General features: G+C 66.2%; 17 protein-coding genes. 11 read left to right on the plus strand and 6 right to left on the minus strand.

Annotated elements, in window-relative coordinates:
• Positions 1-96 precede the first annotated feature (96 nt).
• Complete coding sequence (locus tag QU663_RS07140) at positions 97-3,186, plus strand: FtsK/SpoIIIE domain-containing protein (RefSeq protein ID WP_304990533.1); 3,090 nt, start codon at positions 97-99, stop codon at positions 3,184-3,186.
• Positions 3,187-3,335: 149 nt separating this feature from the next.
• Positions 3,336-3,587: a WhiB family transcriptional regulator gene (locus QU663_RS07145; RefSeq protein WP_021612547.1), complete on the plus strand. Its 252-nt coding sequence runs from the start codon at positions 3,336-3,338 to the stop codon at positions 3,585-3,587.
• Between the two features lie 106 nt (positions 3,588-3,693).
• Here QU663_RS07145 and QU663_RS07150 read toward each other — a convergent pair whose 3' ends face one another.
• Positions 3,694-5,154, minus strand: coding sequence for a sensor histidine kinase (locus tag QU663_RS07150; RefSeq protein WP_021612546.1), 1,461 nt, complete (start codon positions 5,152-5,154; stop codon positions 3,694-3,696).
• Between the two features lie 97 nt (positions 5,155-5,251).
• Here QU663_RS07150 and QU663_RS07155 point away from each other — a divergent pair, with 97 nt between their 5' ends.
• The 6 genes from QU663_RS07155 (at position 5,252) to fumC (ending at position 10,466) form a co-directional block, all read left to right on the plus strand.
• The gene (locus QU663_RS07155; RefSeq protein ID WP_034482015.1) at positions 5,252-5,734 is read left to right on the plus strand and encodes a DUF2505 domain-containing protein; all 483 of its coding nucleotides are present in this window, start codon (positions 5,252-5,254) and stop codon (positions 5,732-5,734) included.
• Positions 5,735-5,817: 83 nt separating this feature from the next.
• Complete coding sequence (locus QU663_RS07160; RefSeq protein WP_021612544.1) at positions 5,818-6,243, plus strand: OsmC family protein; 426 nt, start codon at positions 5,818-5,820, stop codon at positions 6,241-6,243.
• Between the two features lies 1 nt (position 6,244).
• The gene (locus tag QU663_RS07165; RefSeq protein WP_021612543.1) at positions 6,245-7,048 is read left to right on the plus strand and encodes a thymidylate synthase; all 804 of its coding nucleotides are present in this window, start codon (positions 6,245-6,247) and stop codon (positions 7,046-7,048) included.
• Complete coding sequence (locus QU663_RS07170; protein ID WP_021612542.1) at positions 7,045-7,578, plus strand: dihydrofolate reductase; 534 nt, start codon at positions 7,045-7,047, stop codon at positions 7,576-7,578. Before QU663_RS07165 ends, QU663_RS07170 begins: the two co-directional genes overlap by 4 nt.
• Positions 7,579-7,656: 78 nt before the next feature.
• The gene (locus QU663_RS07175) at positions 7,657-8,979 is read left to right on the plus strand and encodes an MFS transporter (protein ID WP_034482014.1); all 1,323 of its coding nucleotides are present in this window, start codon (positions 7,657-7,659) and stop codon (positions 8,977-8,979) included.
• Positions 8,980-9,056: 77 nt separating this feature from the next.
• Entirely contained in the window at positions 9,057-10,466 is a 1,410-nt protein-coding gene (fumC, locus tag QU663_RS07180; protein WP_034482013.1) for a class II fumarate hydratase, read from the plus strand.
• A gap of 68 nt (positions 10,467-10,534) precedes the next feature.
• Here the strand turns inward: fumC and QU663_RS07185 are convergent, their stop codons facing one another.
• Positions 10,535-11,335, minus strand: a complete 801-nt coding sequence (locus QU663_RS07185) for a sulfite exporter TauE/SafE family protein (RefSeq protein WP_021612539.1) — start codon at positions 11,333-11,335, stop codon at positions 10,535-10,537.
• Between the two features lie 131 nt (positions 11,336-11,466).
• Between QU663_RS07185 and QU663_RS07190 the strand changes: the two genes are divergently transcribed.
• A complete protein-coding gene (locus QU663_RS07190; protein WP_021612538.1) occupies positions 11,467-12,018 on the plus strand; it encodes an NAD(P)H-dependent oxidoreductase in 552 nt (183 codons plus the stop codon).
• 71 nt (positions 12,019-12,089) lie between these two features.
• On the opposite strand, the gene QU663_RS07195 is transcribed toward QU663_RS07190, so the two are convergent.
• Positions 12,090-12,407 (minus strand): TfoX/Sxy family protein, encoded by a 318-nt coding sequence (locus tag QU663_RS07195; protein ID WP_021612537.1) that lies wholly within the window; start codon positions 12,405-12,407, stop codon positions 12,090-12,092.
• Between the two features lie 237 nt (positions 12,408-12,644).
• Here QU663_RS07195 and QU663_RS07200 point away from each other — a divergent pair, with 237 nt between their 5' ends.
• Positions 12,645-13,172, plus strand: a complete 528-nt coding sequence (locus tag QU663_RS07200) for a hypothetical protein (protein ID WP_034482021.1) — start codon at positions 12,645-12,647, stop codon at positions 13,170-13,172.
• Positions 13,173-13,191: 19 nt separating this feature from the next.
• Here QU663_RS07200 and QU663_RS07205 read toward each other — a convergent pair whose 3' ends face one another.
• Positions 13,192-14,112 carry a 3'-5' exonuclease gene (locus tag QU663_RS07205; protein ID WP_021612534.1) on the minus strand — a complete coding sequence of 307 codons (921 nt, stop codon included), beginning with the start codon at positions 14,110-14,112 and terminating at the stop codon, positions 13,192-13,194.
• A gap of 795 nt (positions 14,113-14,907) precedes the next feature.
• Entirely contained in the window at positions 14,908-16,257 is a 1,350-nt protein-coding gene (locus tag QU663_RS07210) for an IS256 family transposase (protein ID WP_304990534.1), read from the minus strand.
• 98 nt (positions 16,258-16,355) lie between these two features.
• On the opposite strand from QU663_RS07210, the gene QU663_RS07215 reads away from it, so the two are divergent.
• Positions 16,356-19,097: a glycoside hydrolase family 66 protein gene (locus QU663_RS07215; RefSeq protein WP_034481240.1), complete on the plus strand. Its 2,742-nt coding sequence runs from the start codon at positions 16,356-16,358 to the stop codon at positions 19,095-19,097.
• 122 nt (positions 19,098-19,219) lie between these two features.
• Here QU663_RS07215 and QU663_RS07220 read toward each other — a convergent pair whose 3' ends face one another.
• Positions 19,220-21,322 (minus strand): hypothetical protein, encoded by a 2,103-nt coding sequence (locus QU663_RS07220; RefSeq protein WP_021611808.1) that lies wholly within the window; start codon positions 21,320-21,322, stop codon positions 19,220-19,222.
• Between the last annotated feature and the right edge of the window lie 62 nt (positions 21,323-21,384).

Raw genomic sequence — 21,384 nt, forward strand, 5'->3', positions numbered from 1 at the left:
CGAAGGTTATCCACAGGGTGTCGGGAGTGCCTCAGGTTATCCACAGGGGCGTGTGCGCCGCTTGAAGGCGCGAGGCGCCCGCGCGATCGTTGGTGCATGAGCGATTCGGGTTGCCTGGCACGAGCTGCCCTGCGAGCGGACCTCCACCTGGCGTGCGTGGACGGGCCCGACGTCGGGCTCGTTCTCGCGCCCGGTGTAGTGGGCCGCGCCGGGGATGTTCCCCTGTCGTGCGCGAGCGTCGCACGCGAGCACGCCGATTTTTCCACGCGGGATGGGCGCGCGCGCCTGCGCACCTTCCCGGGCGCCACGCCGGTCAGGGTCCGCACACGCCTGGGTCCGTGGCGGCGCCTCGGGGCGCGGGCGCGCCTGGCCGTTGGTCGGAGGGCGCGGCTCGGAGGCGACGTCCTGGAGGTGCGGCCCCGGCCTCGCGCGGTGGCCTGGCCGGTCGTCGACCGACGAGGCCGGGGAGCTTTCTCCGCGTCCTCCCTCCTGCGCGGAGCCCCCTTCGTCTCCATCGTCGTCATGGGCGTGCTCATGGCCTGGCGCCTGCACTCCCTCGTCCCCGGCGCGCAGGCACTGCGGGTCGGCGCCGCCATCGTCGTCCTCCTCGCATGCGCCTGCGCGATCGCGTGGGTGAGACGCGTGCGGCGGCGCCGACGCGGGTGGGACGGCGCGGCCCTCGCCCTCGTGCTCGCTTCGCTGCCGGACACGGGCACTCCCCCGGCGTCCTGGCGGGCCGCCGTGTGGCCCGGTCGGGCCCGCACTCTAGGCTCTCGCGTCACCCTGGCGCCCCTAGCCTCCGCCCAGCCGGGGGATGCCTCCTCCCTCGGCGTCGTCGGACGGCACGGCGCCGAATGCGCGCTGTGGTGCGCGGGACAGGTGGCCGCCCAGCTGGGAGGGGCGCGCGTCTGGTGGGACTCCCGTTCACCCGTCCTCCTGGGAGCCCCGGGCATCGACATCCACGTCACCGACCGGGAACAATGCCCGGCCTGTACTCGCTCGTCCACGAACGAGAAGGCCCCTCCCATCCTCCACATCGGCTACGCGCGATACATCGCCGACCTGCCCTCGTGGTGCGCGCGCGTGTGCGCCGTCGACGAGCAGCCCGTGTCCTCGCGGTGGTGGTGGACCGTCGCGCGCCCTGATGGGCAGGACGCGCTGCCCACGCGCCTGGACTGGGATCCCTGCGACGCCCAGGGGGCCCCAGGCGGCCTCGGCGTCGTCATCGGGCGAGCCGAGTCGGGACCCGTGTCCCTTGACCTGGTCGCGGACGGGCCGCACGCCCTCGTAGCCGGCTGCACGGGCTCGGGTAAGTCGGAGGCCCTGCTGGGCTGGCTCGCCTCGATCGCCCACTGTTATTCGCCCGAGCGCGTGCGTTTCATCCTCATCGACTACAAGGGCGGGTCGACCTTCTCGCGCCTGGCCGGCCTGCCCCACACGCAGGCGTTGCTGACGGACCTCGACGCGGGTGCCACCTCACGCGCCCTCGACGGGATCGCCTCGCTCCTCCTGCGGCGCGAGGCCGCGCTCAGTGAGCTCGCCCTGCCCGACCTGGCGGCCTGGGAGCGCGCCCACGAGGCCGATCCCGGGGCCGTCCCGGCCCCTCCCCCTCGTCTGGTCGTCGCAATCGACGAGTTCCGCATCCTGGCCGACACGCATCCCTCCTCGATGGATGTCCTCCTGCGGCTGGCGGCGCAGGGGCGCAGCCTCGGACTGCACCTGATCGCCGCGACGCAGCGCCCCTCGGGGGCTGTCAACGCGAGCATGCGCGCCAACATGGACATCCGTTTGGCGCTGCGATGCGTGAGCTCCGCAGATTCCACGGACATCCTGGGCGACGCGCGTGCCTCCGCCCTGCCGCGCGTGCCCGGGCGGGCGGTGCTGGCGGGCACGGGCACGCTCCAGCTGTCCTACATGGCCGACGTCTCCTCGGTGGTCGCCGACTGCACGCGGCGCTGGCCCCCATCCTCCTCGGCTCCTCTGTGGGCTCCCGCCCTGCCCGAGGTCATCGGGTGGGAGGACGTCGACCGGGCCGGGGCTGGCGTCGGCGGCGAGGATGCGGGGCGTGCCCTGAGCGCATCCGGTTCTCACCCCGGCGCCAAGGAGGGGTGGCCCAGCCTGGCTCTCGGGCTCGTCGAAGGCATCGAGGCGCACACTGCCCTGCTGTGGGACGGCGGCAGCATTCAGATTCAGGCCAGCGCACACGAGGCCGACGTAGCCGCCCGCTGGGTCCATTCCCTCGCCACCAGGATCGCCGGGAACAGGCGCCTCCCCCTGCATGTCATCGGGGAGGAGGGAGTCAACGGGGCGAGCTCCTGCCTCTCGCCGGGCGACCTCGGCGCCATCGCTCTGCTGGAGGGCGTGTGCGAGCACGGCCCATCTGTCCTGGCCGTGACCGACGTCGGCGCCCTGCGTGCCTGCCTCGCTCAGGCCCTGTCGATCCCGCAGGCGGAGGATCTGTGGTCTTCGTTGTTAGCACGCGCCCGACGAGCCGGGGTCGTCATCGTGGCCGCCTACTGCGGACGCTTCACCTCCTCGACGGCGGCCATGGGGGCGTTCTCGATGCGCCTTGTGCGCGCCAGGGACGCCGACGAGGCCCTGCACGCGGGGCTCCTTCCCTCCGACCTGCGCGCTCTTGGCGAGGGCCAGGCGCTCCTCGCACGTCCGGGCGAGCCGACCGCGCTCGCCTGCGTGCCCCTCGAGCCCGCGCCCATCGGGGCGCCACCCCTGGGTGTGGAGCACCGCTCGCGCTTGTTAACCACGCGGGGCCAGTGGCGCATCCCTTCCCCCAGCGAGGCTGCATCGTTGGTCAGTAATTCACAGGCTCCCGCCCTGATCGGACCCGAATACACGCCCGCGCGATGGGAGCACGCCCTCCCATGGATCATCGTCGGCACCGAGGCGCACGCTTGCTCGGTCGAGGCGCTGCACGCGGCGTTGGGCTGGGATCCTCCCCTCATCGACGAGATCATCCCGGAGTCCGCGTGGACTCGTATCACCCGGCGGGACGGGCACAGATTGCTTGCCCTCAACCCCTCGGAGAACGTCATTCGCGCACTCATTCGAGCTAGTCACAAGTACCCGCTATCGATTACAACACAGCCCTGGAATCCCTCCTGCGGCCTCATCTGCGAGGGTGATATCCTAACAACTATCCAACTGACCGCAGGGTCAGTTAAAACCTAAGTCCCATCTTTTTCGCACACCGTGACCAGACACATAGTGACGTCTCCACGTCACTGTCACCCCCACCTTGCGCGACAAACATGGCCAGTGGACACTGACAGACGAACAGACCAAATCCCACAGCGCACAGTAACGCAAGGAGGACCCATATGGATTGGCGCAGCAAGGCAGCATGCCTGACAGTCGACCCCGAGCTGTTCTTCCCCATCGGGAACACGGGGCCCGCCATCCGTCAGGTGGCCGAAGCGAAGGCCGTATGCCGCGAGTGCGTCGTCAAGGGCATCTGCCTGAAGTGGGCCATCGACAACAACCAGGATGCCGGCGTCTGGGGAGGTATGAGCGAGGAAGAACGCCGCTCCCTCAAGCGCCGCGCCGCGCGCGCACGCCGCGCCGGCTGCTGACGCGCACCGACCACTCACACGACCAAGGCCGGGGATCCGCTCAGGTTCCCCGGCCTCGCTCATTGATCAACAGGTGCGCACCCCGTGCGCACAGCCCCACTGCCCGTCAGGCGGCGTCGAGGTTAATCAAGAGCGTCACGAGGGTGCCACCGCCCTCGCGCGGGGTCCACTCGATGGAGCCGCGCAGCTCGCCGCGCACCATCTGCTGCACGATCTGGGTGCCCAGGCCCGTCATGGGGGTCCCTCGAACAAAACCCACCCCGTCGTCCGCGACCGTCACCGTCATGGACAGCCCCTTGCGCTGCGCGTTCACCTCGATGCGCCCGTCGCGGTCGGCCAGGCCATGCTCGACGGAGTTGGCGACCAGTTCGTTGAGGACGGTCGCCAGCGCCTGGGCCTGGTCGGCGGAGATGGTCCCGAAGTTGCCGGTCGTAATGACCTCGACGCCGTGGTCAGTGGAGGCGATCGCCCCCGCCATGCGCACGATCGTGCGTGCAACCTCGTCGAAGTCGACGGACTCGTCGACGTTTTGGGACAGGGCGGCGTGGACGGTCGCGATGGCCTGGACGCGGCGCTCGGCCTCGGCGAGAGCCACCTTGACGGCGTCCTCGCTGGAGCGACGCGACTGCAGGCGCAGGAGCGCGGAGACGGTCTGCAGGTTGTTCTTGACGCGGTGGTGGATTTCGCGGATCGTCGCGTCCTTCGTCATGAGTTCCTGCTCGTGGCGATGCACCTCGGACACGTCGCGCAGCAGGATGACGGCGCCCAGTCGCTTGCGCCCGTTGACCAGGGGCAGGGCGCGCAGGGAAATGGTGGAGGCGCGCGCGGAGATTTCGACGCGCCAGGAGGCCCGGCCCATGACGACGACGGCCATCGATTCGTCGATGAGGGTCCCATCCCCGATCACGTCGGTGATTTCCTGGGCGAGCACCTTGCCCTTGACGTCGTAGCGGATGCCGAGGCGTCGCAGGCAGGACACGGCGTTGGGGGTGGCCTGCTGGACGCGCCCGTCCGCGTCGAGCAGGAGCGCGCCGTCGAGGACGCGAGGAACGCCGTGGGAGGTCACCTGGGGGGTGGAGTCGTAGGGGTATTCGCCGTTCGCGATCATCTGGCACAGCGTGTCGGCGGCGGCGGTGGTCCATCCTTCGAAGCCGAGGGACAGGCGCGGGCTGGACAGGTTTTCTTCGCGGGTGACAACGGCGATGATGCGTCCGTCGTGGCACACGGGCACGCAGGTTTCCATCATCGAGTAGGTGCCGGCCCAGCGGGCGGCGGGCGAGCGCACGACCTGGCCGGTCTGGATGGCGCGATGCAGGTCGACTTCACGGGCGGCGGGCAGTCGCAGGCCGATGATGTCGTCGAGGTGGACGGTCGAGGAGGTCGCGGGGCGGCAGTGGGCGGCGGCGATGAAGCGGCCGTCGTCCGCCGGCAGCCACAGGACGAGGTCGGCGGCTGCGAGGTCGGCGAGCACCTGCCAATCGGCTCGAAGCAGGTGCAGCCAATCGAGGTCCTTCTCCGACAGCGGTGTCGACGAGGCTTCTTCAGCTAACTGCATGAGGCTACGCATGGCTCTACTCTAGTGGGAGCGAGGCCACAAGGCTGGCCCGTGGTTGTAAATGAGCGCCGGGCCACGATTCGGCGCCGATATCGAGAGAGGGAAAACCTTGGAATTTAGCCAGTCTGTTACCTACCCGGGCTCGGTCGACGAGGTCGTCGCCATGTTCCTGAGCCCGGGCTACCAGGAGCGTCGTTTCGGGTCCTTCGTGGTGGAAGGCTCCTCGTCGGTGGCCGTGGAGGGCGATCGCATCACGTTCTCGGGCACGGTTCGTCCCGAGCTCATCCCCTCGGCCGCGTCGCGCTTTGTCAAGGGCGACCTGCGCGTGTCCTTCGTGGAAGAGTGGAAACGGGACGAGGCCGTGGCGCGGTCTCGCTCGACGGTGACCGTGGAGGGCGCCCCGGTCTCGTTCCGGGCCGTCTCCGTCCTGTCCCCCTCGGGTGAGGGGGCCGAGCGTCACGTGACGGGCGACGTGTCGGTACGCATCCCGCTGCTGGGCGGGCGCATCGAGAAGGAAGCGGTGGCACGCGCCGGGCGTGTGATCGAGCGCGAACGCGAGCTTGCCACCTCGTGGCTGGAGGAGCATCGCTGAGCTGAGCTTCGCTCTGCGAGGAACACCCGCCCGCCCGGCGCTTTGGCTGGGCGGGCGGGGTCTTTCGGCGCGACAATAGTCCCATGAGTGATACCCCGAAGTCCCTGTACATGCAGCGTACGGGCGTGCGCGAGTACGTCGCCCGCAACCAGGATGGCGCCGAGATTCTGGTCGGGCACGGCCCTGGCCGTTTCTCCCCCGGCGACCTGCTCAAGCTCGCGATCGCGGGCTGCAACGCAATGAGCTCGGACGCGCGCATGGCGGCTCGCCTGGGCGACGATTTCGAGCAGTTCGTCGGCGTGTCCGCCGACTACGACCAGGCGAGCGATCGTTTCACGCACGTGGACGTCGAGTTGGTGCAGGACATGTCGGCCCTGTCCGACGAGGAGATCGCGGACCTGCTGCGCCGTGCCGAAGCCTCGATCAAGCGCAATTGCACGATCGAGCACTCGGTCGTCGACCAGGCGCTGCCGGCCTCGCACACGTGGACGAACGAGCGGATCAACTAACGTGAGCGCCGTCGACCGCCAGTACGAGGACCTGCTGGCGCGCATTATGCGTGAGGGCACCCCCAAGGGTGACCGCACCGGCACGGGCACGCGCTCGATCTTCGGGGCGCAGCTGCGCTACGACCTGTCCAAGGGCTTCCCGCTGATCACGACGAAGCGCGTGCACCTCAAGTCGGTGGTCGGCGAACTCCTCTGGTTCCTGTCGGGGTCCTCGAACGTGTCCTGGCTCCAGGAGCACGGCATCCGCATCTGGAACGAGTGGGCGGACCAGGACGGCGAGCTGGGCCCGGTGTACGGCGTCCAGTGGCGTTCGTGGAACGCCGGGGACGGTCGCCATATCGACCAGATCTCCCAGGTCCTCGAGACGCTGAAGACGAACCCGGATTCGCGCCGCATGGTGGTGTCCGCGTGGAACGTCGGCGACCTGCCGCAGATGGCGCTCGAGCCCTGCCACGCGTTCTTCCAGCTCTACGTGGCCGATGGCCGCCTGTCGCTGCAGCTCTACCAGCGCAGCGCAGACATGTTCCTGGGCGTGCCCTTCAACATCGCGTCCTACTCGCTGCTCACCCACATGTTCGCCCAGCAGGCGGGCCTGGAAGTCGGCGACTTCATATGGAGCGGCGGGGACTGCCACATCTACTCCAACCACACCGAGCAGGTGAGAGAGCAGCTGAGCCGCGACCCCTATCCGTTCCCGCTCCTGGAGCTCGCGAAGGCTCCGTCGATGTTCGAGTACTCCTTCGACGATATTTCCGTCGTCGACTACCAGCACCACCCCACGATCAAGGCACCGGTCGCCGTATGACGAAGCTCGCCGCGATTTGGGCCCAGGATTGCAACGGAATCCTCGGGTCGGGCACCGCCATGTCCTGGCATGTTCCCGCTGATTTCCAGCACTTCAAGGCCTCCACGATGGGCTGCCCGATCATCATGGGGCGCCGCTCGTGGGAGGCCCTGGGGCGCGCCCTGCCGGGCCGCACGAACATCGTCGTCACCCGCACGCCCGGGTACGAGGCCGAGGGCGCGCTCGTCGTCTCCTCCGTTGAGGAGGCCCTAGAGGTTGCGCGCGAGGAAACGGCGCGCACTCGGGCCCCCTACATCTGGATCACGGGCGGGGCCCAAGTCTACGCGCAGACTCTGCCTCTCCTGGACGAGGCCGTCGTGACCGACCTGGAGTTGGACGTGGCCGCGAGCGCCCCCGAGGGGTCGACCTTCGTGTACGCGCCACCGCTGGATCCGGCGCTGTGGCGCCGGGACGAGTCGCGCTCCGATAGCGAGTGGCGTGAGCGCTCGGGCGACGCCCGCTGGAGGGTGAGTACCTGGGTGCAGCGCTAAGCACCGTTTCCGTCCCTAGTCGTCTCCTGTCCGGCAAGGCCCCGCGCGACGCGCGGGGCCTTCGTCGTAGGATGCACTGTGCCCTCATCACCTTTGCTGACGAATCCGACGCTGCGCGCGCTCGTGGCGATCGCGCTGTTTACGTACACGGCGCAGAACATGCTCAACGTGTCAATCGCGCCCCTCTCTCGCGCCCTGGAGCTGCCCGAGTGGATCGTGGGTGCGGCGGTGTCCCTGGCGGCCGCCGCGGTGACGGCGCTCAGCCAGTTCTGGGGGCGCCGCTCGATCGCGTGGGGTCGCCGGCGCGTCATCCTGTTGGCGCTGTTCTTGGCGCTCACCGCGGGCACGCTCTTTTCGGCGGCCGTGTGGGCGCGGGCGGCCGGCTCCATCGGCGCTTTCCTGGCGGCGGGTGCCATCATGGCGGCGCGCGGCCCCTTCTTCGGCGCGGCCGTCGCGGCGATCCCGCCGACCGGGCAGGCCCTGGTCGCCGAGGTCACCCCGGACGAGGCCTCGCGCGTGCGCGGCACGTCCGCGTTCTCCGGCGCGATCAACCTGTCCGTCATGGTGGGTTCCCTCGTCTCGTCGGCGCTGGGCGCGTGGTGGATTTTCGGGCCCGTGCACGCGACCCCGATCTTCGTCCTCGTCGCGCTGGGAATCGCCCTCATCTGGCTGCCCCGCGACGGAACATCCACCCCCGCAAGGAGGCGCACCGGTGAGGACACGGAACCCGAAGAGGCGGCCCCGGCCTCGTCGATTGAGGGAGCGGGGGACGGCGCGAGCGCGGCGACCACGGACGGTGAGCTGCCCCCGCGCGTGCGATGGACCGACCGGCGCATCGCGCCATGGATCGCCTCAGTGTTCGGCATCTACTTCGCCAATGGCGTCGTTCAGATCACGATGGGCTTTCTCGTGCAGGACCGCGGCGGGCTCGAGCCCGCGCCCGCCGTCTCGATCACGGCCCTCATGCTGCTGGCCAACGCGGCGGGCGCCATGCTCATGCAGCTGATCGTCGTGCCACGCCTGGGATGGGGGCCTCGCGCCCTGCTGCGCGCAGGCATGACGCTCGCCCTTATTGCCCTCACGTGCCTGACCCTCGCGCCGACACTGTGGGCGGTCGCGGCCTCGACCTTCTCGATGGGCGTCGCCTCGGGCATGGCCTCCCCCGGCTACTCAGCCGGCGCGTCCCTGGCGGTGAGCGCGCGCGAGCAGGGCGGCATCGCCGGCATCATCAACGCGACCGGCGCAATCACCTGGATCGTCGCCCCCGTGAGCGCCACCGCCCTGTACGGCTGGGTGCCCCTGTCGCCGTTCCTGGTGGCACTGTGCCTGGTCGGCTTGTCCTGCTCGTGCTCCTGGTGGCTGCTGCGCAGGCTGGACGTCGCGTCCCGTGCGCGAGACTAGGACGAGTGCCCCACGCCTCACAGCGCGCTCGGCGCTATCCTAGGAGGGTACGTAAGCCCTACGCGAAGGAGCCACCTGTGGCACAAGAAACCCGCACCGAAACCGACTCGATGGGAGCCGTTGAGGTCCCCGCGAACCGCTACTGGGGCGCTCAGACCGAGCGTTCGCTGCACAACTTCGACATTGGACGCAACACCTTCGTGTGGGGTCGCCCGATGGTGCGCGCCCTCGGCATCCTGAAGAAGTCCGCGGCCCTGGCCAACGCCGAGCTGGGCGAACTGCCCGCCGACATCGCGAACTACATCGCGCAGGCCGGCGACGAGGTCATCTCCGGCAAGCTCGACGACAACTTCCCGCTGGTCGTCTTCCAGACCGGCTCGGGCACGCAGTCGAACATGAACGCCAACGAGGTCATTTCCAACCGCGCAATCGAGCTCGCGGGCGGCACCATGGGCACCAAGTCCCCCGTGCACCCCAACGACCACGTGAACCGCGGCCAGTCCTCGAACGACACCTTCCCCACCGCCATGCACATCGCGGTCGTCTCCGAGCTGCACGACATGTACCCGCGCGTGCGCCAGCTGCGCGACACCCTGGACAAGAAGGCCAAGGAGTTCGACGACGTCATCATGGTGGGCCGCACCCACCTGCAGGACGCGACCCCGATCCGCCTGGGCCAGGTCATCTCCGGCTGGGTTGCTCAGATCGACTTCGCCCTCGACGGCATCGAGTACGCGGACACGCGTGCGCGCGAGCTGGCCATCGGTGGCACCGCCGTGGGCACCGGCCTGAACGCTCACCCGAAGTTCGGTGAACTCACCGCGAAGAAGATCTCCGAGGAGACGGGCATCGAGTTCAAGCAGGCCGACAACCTGTTCGCCGCCCTGGGCGCGCACGACGCGCTGGTGTTGGTTTCGGGCGCGCTGCGCGTCCTGGCCGACGCCCTCATGAAGATCGCGAACGACGTGCGCTGGTACGCGTCGGGTCCGCGTAACGGCATCGGCGAGCTGATCATCCCCGAGAACGAGCCGGGCTCGTCCATCATGCCGGGCAAGGTCAACCCGACCCAGTGCGAGGCCATGACGATGGTCGCCACGCAGGTCTTCGGCAACGACGCGACGGTCGGCTTCGCCGGCTCGCAGGGCAACTTCCAGCTCAACGTCTTCAAGCCCGTCATGGCGTGGAACGTCCTGGAGTCCATCCGCCTGCTGGGCGACGCCTGCGTGTCCTTCGATACGCACTGCGCGTATGGCATCGAGCCGAACTACGAGAAGATCAAGCACAACCTGGACATCAACCTCATGCAGGTGACGGCCCTGAACCGCCACATCGGCTACGACAAGGCCTCCAAGATCGCGAAGAACGCGCATCACAAGGGTCTGTCGCTGCGCGAGTCCGCCCTCGAGCTGGGCTTCCTGACCGCCGAGGAGTTCGACGCGTGGGTCGTTCCCGCCGATATGACGCACCCCAGCGCCGCCGACGAGTGATCCGCTCGTCGCGCTAGCGGCAAACGTTTCGGCCCCGGTCTCGTTGTACGAGGCCGGGGCCATTTCGTTTAGCCCTGGGCGCGCGACTTCTTGCGCATCTTCAGGATCGTCGAGGCGATGATGGACAGCAGGAAGATGTTGAAGAGGATGGCGCCGACGCTCGGGGAGACGAGCGTGGCGACGAGGCGCCCGGCGGGGGCGGTGGCTGCGGCGGAGGCGCCGACGATGAGGCCGACGCGCAGGTCGACCATGCGGTGACGCAGGTTGGTGACGGTGCCCGCGATGCCGGTGGGGATCATGACGAGGAGGGACGTGCCGCGCGCGATCAGGTCTCCCGCGCCGACGGCGAGCTCCATGCCGGGCACGATGACGGATCCGCCGCCCACACCGACCAGGCCGGAGAGGATGCCGGCGCACACGCCGACCAGGATCAGCAGCGCGCACGAGGCCGGCCTCAGCGAGACGACCCCCTCGCGCGTGGGGACCTGCAGGTATTGGGAGACGATGACGAAGAGCGTGAAGCCGATGAGGATCCAGGGCAGCGTAGGGGCGGGGAGGCGCCGCAGGAGCCACACACCGATTTGGGAGCCCGCGAGCGCGCCGACGACGAGGAGCGCGCCGCCCGCCCAGGAGACCTCGCCGTGCAGGGCGTAGGTGCCCGATCCGACGGCGGCGGTGACGATGATGGCGGCAAGGGAGGTGGCTGAGGCGCGGCGCTGGTCCATGCGCAGGACGGCCATGAGGCCTGGCACGATGACGAGGCCGCCACCCACCCCGAAGAGTCCGGAGAGGAATCCGGCGCCGACGCCCGTCGCGATGACGAGGAGGATGCGGCGCGGGGTCAGGGGCTGGGTGTCTGTGTCGGGCATGTCTCCACTGTAGTCTCCTCCACGTCCCCCTCCTGAGACGTGTCTTCACCGGGCGCGAAACCTGCCCTCTCGCCCTGTTCCTCGATGGGTCGCCGGGGATAGACTGCCCGCATCAACGAAAGGATGCCGCAATGACTAACGTTCTGATTGTGTCGGGTCACCCGCGCCTCGGAGATGATTCGCTCGCGAATAAGACCATCGTGGAGGAGCTGACTTCCCTTATTCCGGGCGCTGTCGTCGACCAGCTCGACGACCTCTACCCCGACTACCGCATTGACGTCGCGGCTGAGCAGGCGAAGTTGGCCGCCGCTGACGTGATCGTCCTGCAGTATCCGCTGTGGTGGTACGGCTGGTCTTCGCTCCTGCAGAAGTGGGTGGAGGACGTGTTCGTGCGTGGCTTCAGCCACGGGTCGACGGGGACGGCGCTTGCCGGGAAGAAGCTGGTGGTGTCGGTGACGACAGGCGCCGGCGAGTCCTACTACTCCGCACAGCCGGGCGGTTTCGACCGCTTCCTGGCTCCCGCGATGGCGACGTGCGCGCTGACGGGAATGGAGTTCGCGGGGAGCCTGCCGCTGTTCGGAGTCTCCTACGCGAATCGCACGGATGAGGCGGCACGCGCCGACATGGTGGAGCGTTCGCGCGAGCACGCGGCTCGCCTCGCGAAGTTCGTCTCCGCCCTCTGAGCTGCCCCTGCCGTCAGGCGGGATGAGAACCCGTCCCCGGCCTCGTCCACATACGAGGTTGGGGCCGGGCCCTACTTCTTCTTTCTTTTCTTCGGTGCGGGCAGTTCCTGCCACATCGCATCGACGACGTCGCACAGCGTGTCGCGGTCCTCCACCTCGACGAGGAGCATCTCCTTCGCTCCCTCGTAGGGGGTGGCGCGCGGGGCGCCGGGCAGGAGCCGTTCGGAGGCGGGCGTGACCTTGAGCAGGAAGCGGTCGTCGTAGATGCCGCCGATGACCTTGCTCCGGTAGTAGAGGACGTATTCGCCCATCATTTTGCGGTGCGCCACGTCGTCCAGCTCGCCCAGCAGGTCGAGCACGAATTCCAGGTATTGGTTGGTGGACGACATCGTTCATCCTCGCTTTCCCGCTCAACGACATGCTCACCTGATCCTGCGCTGCATTGAGTGGCCTTCCTCTATTGTGGCGTATGAAAACAGTGTAGGAGCCTGTGAGCGGTCCCGGTGACCACGTTCGTTCATTAATCAACGAGGCCGGGGTTGGCTGCAGGGCTAGCTAGTATCACCGCGACGCAAGGGCGTGAGGGGCTTGACCTCGCGCCTCAGAGCTCCGTTAGGATGTGGGGCATGACAGATACGCGTGACCCGCGAGGGATTGTTACATTCATCGTCCGGTACCTGATGCTCCAAGTGGGCCTCCTGGTCTTGCTCGTATTCTCCTTGTCATCCAGCCTTGTTCTGTTGACTTTCATCTGTCTCATGGGCTTCTTCACCTTCTTCCAGGTGTTGGCATCCATCTCCCGGGATTTTCTCGACCGCGCCGGATCGTGGAAGGCTATCGTGATCGCGGGTACTGTCCTCACCGACGTACCCATCCTGTGGTGGTTCGGGCGACTGGTGTCTGGCATCGCAGGCAGCGGGTCCGACTGGTGGCTCGTGACTGCGTGGCTGCCCTACCACTTCGTCGCTGCCTTCTTTGCGTGGGGGCTCCGCGAGACGATCCGCACGGCAGGCGCTCAAAATACCGCCATATCCAGTGCCCCTGACAGCACCGTTGAGTCCGGCGACAACGAGAACCCCGGCGATCCCGAAGAGGAGGCGGACGCCCCAACGAGCGCCCTCGCGACCGCGGAATCCGAAGCCGACGACCGCTAGTCGTTTTTGGGAGCGGATGTCACCGCCTGGATTGCAGGGCCGCGACCACGAGAGCGCAAGCCTCCGCATCGGAATCCGCACGGTGATGATTGAGCTTAAACCCCGGCACCAGAGCCTTCGTAACGGTTGGCAGCTTGTAGTTTTCCAGGCCAGGGACCACGTGCTGCGCTGTTCGATAGGAACAGAAGAAGCTCCGCGGGAGGGTGTGAGTTCCAAAGAAGGCATCGAGTTCCCTCCACACCCCAGCGTCGAAGGCCGCATTATGCGCGTACACCGGAAGCCCGGCATGGAAGCCAGCCACCCAGGCAGCAATATCTGGCCACATGGGAGACCTGCGCACGTCGCGCGCAGAGATCCCATGCAGATAGGTGAATTCAAACCGATCAAAACCCGGCGGCGGTTTAATTAGCGTGCTCGCTCGTTCAACGACCCGCCCCCTTGAGATTTTCACCAGCGCAATCTGACAGGCAGACTCTCCTCCTTGCCTATTAGCGGTCTCGAAGTCCACGGCTACAAAAGACGGAAGCGCAAGGACCTCGGGCGGCGCCACCCAGCTAGAACGCTGGCGAGACTTGGGACGCGCGTATGAAACATCCGGCGACGCAGCGGACCGGCCAGTCGCTGACATGGGAGCCGAGCCCTTCTGTGCAGCCTTTGCCGCTTTCTCGAGCTCCACAAAGTGCTTCCACTGGGCGTTGTATTGACTCGGGTCTTCGCCACGCTGCTTTGCGAGCATCTCGTGTGCCTTCGCCAGGCGCTTGCGTAGCTCCAGTCGAAAATCTTCGCGCGGAGCCGGCAGCCCCAGCGTCAACCAGCGCTCGATCGTCTCGACTTCGCCCGAATAATCCTTTTGCTTGTGTTGAATGATCGCGACCTGAGTGACGTAGTATTCCGCAACGTTCACCGGGTTCAGGCGAGCAGCGGCGATCATCGCATCCATACAGCCCCGAGCGATAACGAGTGCCCTGGACAGATCCCCTGACCGCTTGAGCGCAGAAATGTCACTCCCCCAGTCACAGATGTCGCGGCCGTTGTATTTTGGCATGAACCACCCGTCGGACCCCACGTTTGGCCCATTGTGTGCTCCGAAATAGGTAGGGGCTGATGCTGCAGCCCCTAAAGCACTCTGCCCATTCTGGAGCGGACGACTCAGCTGAGGAACGACAATCCCGGAGGGACGCTGACCGTATTGCGTCGGATAGTTCTGCTGAGGAGTGAGCTCACGGCATAACCAATCAAACACACCCATAACGTCCGCTTTCCCTGATGCGAGGTACCACTGCGCCCCGCTCATCTCATCTGTTCTGCGCATACACACCAGCAAATGGTGGCGAGGCACACACCTTAGCTTACTGTATAAGCGACCAGCTAGGAGGCGATACGCTCCCGATTTCCACCCACCCCAGCCCCGGCCTCGTTCCTATCACGAGGCCGGGGATGGCTCTATGCACCGGTGTCCGTGGCGGGGCCTCACCCGCTACACGCTAGACAGTTTCTGTCGCGCCGCCATTTCCCAGCGACGCATCGCCCCTGATCAGGAGGCGGCGACCAGCCAATCACCTCTGACAGCCGTTGATAATCGACCGTTTCCACACTTTCCCTTGTCCGCACTGCGGGATACTTTCGCCCACCTTCACTATATTGTCGGTTAATTTACTGACAAAGCGGCGTACCGTTGAAAGAGCGCGCGATCACGCGCCCGCCTCGAGCCTGTCAATTTTTCTGTGTATGGGGGTTAGAGGTAGGGGGTGATTCGGTCGGGGTAGGCGGTGGTGAGTTGGGCGAGGGCTTGTTTCCAGTTGGTGGTGGTGTGTCCTTCGATGAGGCGGGTGTGTCCTGTTCGTTTGTTGGGGGGTTTGCCAGCGTCTGTGAGGCGCTGGGCGGCTCTTTTGTCTTCGATGTTGCAGATGGCGAGCCACAAGAGTTTGACGGCGGCTTCTTCGCTGGGGAAATGCCCGCGGTTCTTGGTGATTTTGCGCAGCTGGTAGTTCAAGGACTCGATAGCGTTGGTGGTGTACACGACGCGGCGCAGCATGGGCGGGAACGCCAAGAACGGCGTGAAGCGCTGCCAGGCGCGCTGCCAGGTCGCAACCGTTTGGGGGTAGCGCGCTCCCAGGTCGCTGGCCGCGAAGTCCTCCAGCGCCCCTCGGGCGGTTTCCTCGTTGGGCGCGCTGTACACGGCCTTGAGAGCCGCGGCGACGCTCTTGCGGTCCTTGTAGGACACGAAACGCATGGAGGCGCGGATTAAGTGAACGACGCAGGTTTGGACCATGGACTGGGGCCAGGTCGCTTCGATGGCTTCAGGCAGGCCAGTAAGTCCGTCGCAGCACACGATCAGGACATCGCGTAGGCCTCGGTTGGCCAGCTCGGCGCACACGTGGGCCCAAAAGGAGGCGCCTTCATCGGCTTGGACCCAGATGCCCAGCACATGCTTGACCCCCTCCATGTCCACTCCGACCGCCAGGTGAGCGGCCCGGTTCTCCACCCTGTGATCGCATCGGACTTTGATGCGGATCGCATCCAGGTAGATCACCGGGTAGAACGCTTCTAAGGGGCGGTGCTGCCACTCCAAGACGGCCTCGCACACCGCGTCAGTGATCGTAGAAATCGTCCCAGCGCTGACCTCCACGCCCAGGGTGGAGGCCAGGTGATGGCGGATATCGCGTACCGTCATCCCCCCGGCATACAAGCTGATAATCATCGAATCCAAACCATCAAGGCGCCGCTGTCCTTTACGCACCAGGCGCGGGGTGAACGAGCCCGCCCGGTCCCGGGGAACCTCGATCTCGAAGGCTCCCACCTCCGACATCACGGTCTTCTTCGTCGTGCCGTTCCTCGTGTTCGAGCGCGCCTGCCCACTGGCCTGGCCCTTCTCATACCCCAAGTGCTCGGTCAGCTCCGCGGCCAACCCGCGCTCCAACGCCTCCTTAAGCAACGCCGGCAACAAGCCCTCGCTACCCGTCATCTCGACCTCGCCAGCATCAAGACGCTCAAACAACGCATCCAACGCCCCCGAGCGACGAAGCTCCTCCACCGTCTCACGCCCACTAGCGCGAGCCACAACAACATCATCATCATTCATCATGCATCAATCCTTTCAAACAAAAGACGGATACACAGACAATTAAACACGCCCTCTGCCTCCCCATGAAGAGACTCCTCAACACCATCAAGGACACACACGTGACGGAGACACGACATCCTCTGACCATTCCCGCCGCTCTCGTGCTCGGCACGGCCATCGCGGCGACGGCGCTACCGCTGCCGAGCTCAACCCCGGCCACCGCCTCGGGCACGGCGCACGTCACCCGCGCCTACACGGACAAATCCACCCACACGCCTGGCACTCAGGCGACCATCACGGCCGAGGCGAGCGGAGACGGCACCGTCCACTTCTCCGTCAGCCACCTCGGAGTCGAGGTCGCCTCGGGCGACGCAACCGTCGAGAACGGCAAGGCCACCTGGCCCTACACGACGCCGGGCGACAACAACCAGGGATACCTGGTGACCGCGACCGGCGCGGACGGCACGCACGCCGAAACCGCCCTGGACGTCTCCTCCAGCTGGACGCGCTTCCCGCGCATGGGCTACCTCTCCCATTTCAAGCCCACCGCACCGGCGGCCGCGGATGGGAATACCACCTACGAGTCCTTCCTCTTCCATCAGCCCCAGGACTACATCAACAAGCTCAGCCAGGACTACCACATCAACGCGCTGCAGTACTACGACTGGCAGTATCGCCACGAGCAGCCCGTCGCCACCGGCGACCTCGAGAACCAGTGGCCCCTGTGGTACGCCAACACCTACGCATCGAAGAAGACAATCTCCGACTACGTCACCGACGCCAAGAACGCCAACATCGGCTCGCTCGCCTACTCCATGGCGTACGCGGCCAACGATGGCTACGACACGAACGCCATCAAGGACGAGTGGATCCTGCGCAACGACGACGGCTCCTACTGGCGCCGAGGCCTCGGCAACCAATGGTGGGTCAGCACCCCCGAGGGGACGCCCAAGCCCGAGAACCACATGACTATGATGAACGTCAACGCCCAGGGGTGGCGCGACTACATCACGGACCAGTACGTGGCCCAAAAGGACGCCTTCGGGTTTGACGGAACGCACATCGACACGCTCGGCCAGACCATGAAGAAGGACGCGGCGGGTAACTCGGTGGACCTGACCGACGGCCTGACGGCCCTCGTCAACGACACGGCCGCGAAGACCGGCACGGCGACCGGCATCAACCTGCCCGACGGCGCTGGCACCGACAAGATCGGCCCGTCCTCGGCCTCGTACGTCTACACCGAACTGTGGGATCACAACGAAACAAACCAGCAGGTCGCCACCTACCTGCAGGGCGCGCGCAACGCGGCCGGCAACAAGCCACAGATCGTGGCCGCCTACGCGAACAACTACGACCCGACTCAGTCCGGGCACCCGGCGGTCCCCACGCAGGACGGCCCCCGCATTGAGGCCGAGTCCGATCAGGCGAGCGTGAGCGGCGGCGTCCACATCCTCTCCGGCGACGACTCCGCGTCGGGCGGCGCCTACGCGGGCGACTTCTACCAGGGCGGCGACGCCGTCACCTTCACGGTGGACGCCGGCCAGGGCGGCACGTTCACGTTCACGACGCGCTACGCCAGGCAAGACGATGACCCCAACTACCACCAGATGATCCTCGACATGGGCACGCCCAATCAGAAGCTCATCAAGTACGTGCACTTCAACACGACGGGTAGCTACTACACGTGGACCGATGACATGACCGAGACCGTCGAGCTCACGCCCGGCGTCCACACGATCTCCTTCTGGGTCCCCACCGATAGGACGTACACACCCGTCAACATCGACTGCATCACCTTCCGAGAGTTCAACACGGACTCCGTCAAGCTCGCGGACGCGGCGTTCGCGGCCAACGGAGCGCACCACCTGGAGCTCGGCGACTACGGGCGTATGCTCGACAACGAGTTCTTCGTCAACTCTGGGCGCTCTATGTCCACGGACCTGCAGGCGTGGATGAAGAACTACTACAACATCTCCACTGCCTACGAGAACCTGCTCTACGGCGACAACCTGACGCGCAAGGAACGCCAGGTCGACGTCACGACTAACGGCGTGGGCTTGCCGACCTCGACGGACGGGGCGGCGAACACGATCTGGGCGAACACCATGACGTCCGACGCGGGCACGGCCCTGCACCTGATCAACCTGCGCACCGACGACCAGGACGGCAACGACCAGTACTGGCGTAACGCAGCCAAGCGGATCCTCCCCTTCGATAACACGTCCGTCACCTACCACCTGGAGGAGGGCGAGGCCGTCCCCGCGTCCGTCTTCGCCGTCAGCCCGGACGACGACGGTGGCCGCCCGACCCCGCTCGACTTCACGACCGGCACGGATGAGCAGGGACGCACGACGATCACGTTCAACGTGGGTCGCCTCTCCTCGTGGGACATGGTGGTCTTCTCTCCCACCGCGAACGCGGCTCGGTCCCACGCCGCGACCACGACGAGCGAGGCCGTCACCGGCCAGGTGCGTAACGACCTCGGCCAGTGCCTGACGTCGAAGGACCCGAAGGGCGAGGACGGCACCCCCGTGTTGAACGCCAACTGCGCGGGGGACTCCGACGCGCAGACCGTCACGTACGAGGATGGTCACCTGCGCATCGGTGATCGTTGCGTCGACGTGGTGGGCGGCTTCACCGAGGAGGGCACGGTCGCGCACATGTGGACGTGCTACCCGACGCTTGAGTCCCAGATGTGGGATCGCAACGATTCCGGCCAGCTCGTCAACCGCGCGTCCGGCCTGTGCCTGACGATCCCGGGTGATACGACGCAGGAGGGCACGCAGGCGGTCATCTCGCAGTGCTCGTCCTCTTGGCCGTCGCAGCGCTGGAGCCTCCCCTCGCCGGCAGGCAAGTAGCGGAGCACTCGCTGGGATAGGCACTACCCGGCAGGGCGGCTCCTCGCTGGGCGCGCGCTGCCCAGGACTCGGCCCCGACCTCGTACACGAACGAGGCCGGGGCCGAGTTGCGTCCCTGACGTTCAGTTAGTCTTCGTGTTCGTCAGGTGACGTCCGATGTAGCCGATGTAGACCTTGCCGGTTGTTTTCGTGTCCGCGTAGTAGTGCATGCGCGGGGCGTTCTGGTCGCAATGGGTGGGCGCGAAGTGGGCCCACATCTCGATCTCCCCACGAGGATCAACTTCTCTCGGCACGGGCCGTGTGCGTTCCCGGCGCATTTTCTCGTTGCCCTTGACCGTCTCACTTTCATTCGACTTGTGGCGCGCCGCAGAACACCTGCGGTATCCCTCCGGCGGATTCGCCAAGTAATCGTGCACATTTCCTGCGGCAAAGTCACCGGCTTCTCGAGCACGCATGTAATCGCGCAGGACGAGGATATAGTTCCAGAACTCGGCGGCATAGCGGCTCGACACCAAAGCGTCGAGCGTCAGAATGTCCTCCACCATGCCGTTAGGATCACTCAAGACCACGTACTTCGTGACCGTCTCGAAGCTCCCCCGCGTCATGCGGTCAAAGAGCTCCGACATGCTTGTGGGGCGCTCATCCAGCTGTTCCTCCACGAAGTCTCGCTCGGCGTCAGTCGCTCCCGGATTCTTCACCTTCCATTCCAGGTATTGATTGCGCCGTGCCAGGCTATCCCGCTCCTCCAGGGACTCGCTCAGCTCGCGGTCGAGGTTTTCGTTGTCCTGTTTCAGGGTCCGGATCTCCTCACTGTCACCGGCCGCCCCGTCCAGGAGTTCCTTGGCCGCTTGGAGCTCGCCGCTGAGCTTGTCCCGTTCACTCGACAGCTCCTCGTAAGTACGGTTCATGGCGTCTAAGCCACTGGACAGCGCCATCACTCCGCTTGTCAGATCGGCGGGTGTGCGGGGGCTGAAGAACGGCAAGAAACGCCGGATAAGCCGTTGCAAGGGCTGGTACCAGGTCAGGTGCTCCGCCTGTTCTCTCGGCTTGCTCAGCCCCGCTGAGGGAACGTTCACGTCCGGAGCGGATTCCGCCGACGGGGGATGCGTGTCCGGACACGTCGCGCGATACGCAGACCCGCTCTTCCCTGCCGCCTCAGGCGTCTCACGCGCGTCGGTCGAGAGCGACGCGCCGACCTCGCGCCGCACCTTCTCGTCGAGCAGTTCCACCGTCCGCGCGCTCTCACGCAGCGGGTGGAACGTCGGCACCGTCAGGCGTTTCTTGTCCAGGAGCGCTTGGGCCCGGCGCAGTTCTTTATCCAGGCCTTTCTCCCACAGGTACTCGCAGGGAGTGCGCGCGATGATCGCAGACAGCTCGGGTCGGAACTTCTTGCGCGTCTCGTCGTAGCCGCGCAGCAGCGTTGCCGCAGTCAGCACCCTGTGCCGGAACCTGTCCGTCGGATCGTCCGGTCGAAAACCTGGCAGGTATGTGCGTAGGCTCCCCTTGGGCATGACACATTCCTCCCCGATCCGTTCGCGGAAGTGACGGTAGGCATCTGGGGTGAGCAGGAAGTAGGACGCGCAGCCGAGCGAGTCCCGCGTGAGCGAACCAAGAATGGCTTTCCACCGACTTTCCGCCTCGAGCGCCCCCTGCCCGCTCCCATCTGTCAGAGGCGCTGCCACAACAACGGATGCCCGCCTGCGGTCCTCGCGGATCCATCCGATGAGTTCTTCCACCTGTTGCTCGTCGGAGATGGTCTGGAGCGAATCGGAGAGCGGCATCCCGTGGTCGTGGACGTTGCCCTCCGTGACGAGGGCTCGGACCAGTCGCGGCGGCTTTGCGTCCCATTCGCTGTCGCGTGGAGGGGTGACCTCAACCCACAACACGTCGCGATACTGGGATTCCTTGGTTGCGTGCATGGCGAACAGTCGGGTCGTCCACTGTTCACCACTTCTTCTTCGTTCAACAAATTCGAGAAGTTGACGCGCGTAGTGCTTGTCTTCGGACGTCTCCGTTAGTTTCGTCGCGACAATGTCTGCTGTCTCCCCCTTCTGTGAGGTCAACTCACCGAATCGGTAGATGCCTTCCTCGTCGCACTCAACGCGCACTGCGCTGCCCCTGAGCGGGTACTTCTTGTGCGCCCATTCGTGAAAGAGACGGTCGGCGGTCTGCTTCGCGCTTTCCGTGCCTTCCAGTTCCAGAATTGCCCGATAGCCGCGCGCCATGATGCCTACCCTTCAGTCAGCACTGATAGAAGAATTTTGTGCATCAGCTTACAGCTACCGAA

The organism is Schaalia sp. HMT-172, from assembly GCF_030644365.1.
In the GTDB taxonomy this organism is placed as follows: Bacteria; Actinomycetota; Actinomycetes; order Actinomycetales; family Actinomycetaceae; genus Pauljensenia.

Excerpts from the sequence above, each read along its gene's own strand:
- QU663_RS07140 (WP_304990533.1), top strand. The coding sequence starts at position 97 with ATGAGCGATTCGGGTTGCCTGGCACGAGCTGCCCTGCGAGCGGACCTC.
- QU663_RS07145 (WP_021612547.1), top strand. The coding sequence starts at position 3,336 with ATGGATTGGCGCAGCAAGGCAGCATGCCTGACAGTCGACCCCGAGCTG.
- QU663_RS07150 (WP_021612546.1), bottom strand. The coding sequence starts at position 5,154 with ATGCGTAGCCTCATGCAGTTAGCTGAAGAAGCCTCGTCGACACCGCTG.
- QU663_RS07160 (WP_021612544.1), top strand. The coding sequence starts at position 5,818 with ATGAGTGATACCCCGAAGTCCCTGTACATGCAGCGTACGGGCGTGCGC.
- QU663_RS07170 (WP_021612542.1), top strand. The coding sequence starts at position 7,045 with ATGACGAAGCTCGCCGCGATTTGGGCCCAGGATTGCAACGGAATCCTC.
- QU663_RS07185 (WP_021612539.1), bottom strand. The coding sequence starts at position 11,335 with ATGCCCGACACAGACACCCAGCCCCTGACCCCGCGCCGCATCCTCCTC.
- QU663_RS07190 (WP_021612538.1), top strand. The coding sequence starts at position 11,467 with ATGACTAACGTTCTGATTGTGTCGGGTCACCCGCGCCTCGGAGATGAT.
- QU663_RS07195 (WP_021612537.1), bottom strand. The coding sequence starts at position 12,407 with ATGTCGTCCACCAACCAATACCTGGAATTCGTGCTCGACCTGCTGGGC.
- QU663_RS07200 (WP_034482021.1), top strand. The coding sequence starts at position 12,645 with ATGACAGATACGCGTGACCCGCGAGGGATTGTTACATTCATCGTCCGG.
- QU663_RS07205 (WP_021612534.1), bottom strand. The coding sequence starts at position 14,112 with ATGGATGCGATGATCGCCGCTGCTCGCCTGAACCCGGTGAACGTTGCG.
- QU663_RS07210 (WP_304990534.1), bottom strand. The coding sequence starts at position 16,257 with ATGATGAATGATGATGATGTTGTTGTGGCTCGCGCTAGTGGGCGTGAG.
- QU663_RS07220 (WP_021611808.1), bottom strand. The coding sequence starts at position 21,322 with ATGGCGCGCGGCTATCGGGCAATTCTGGAACTGGAAGGCACGGAAAGC.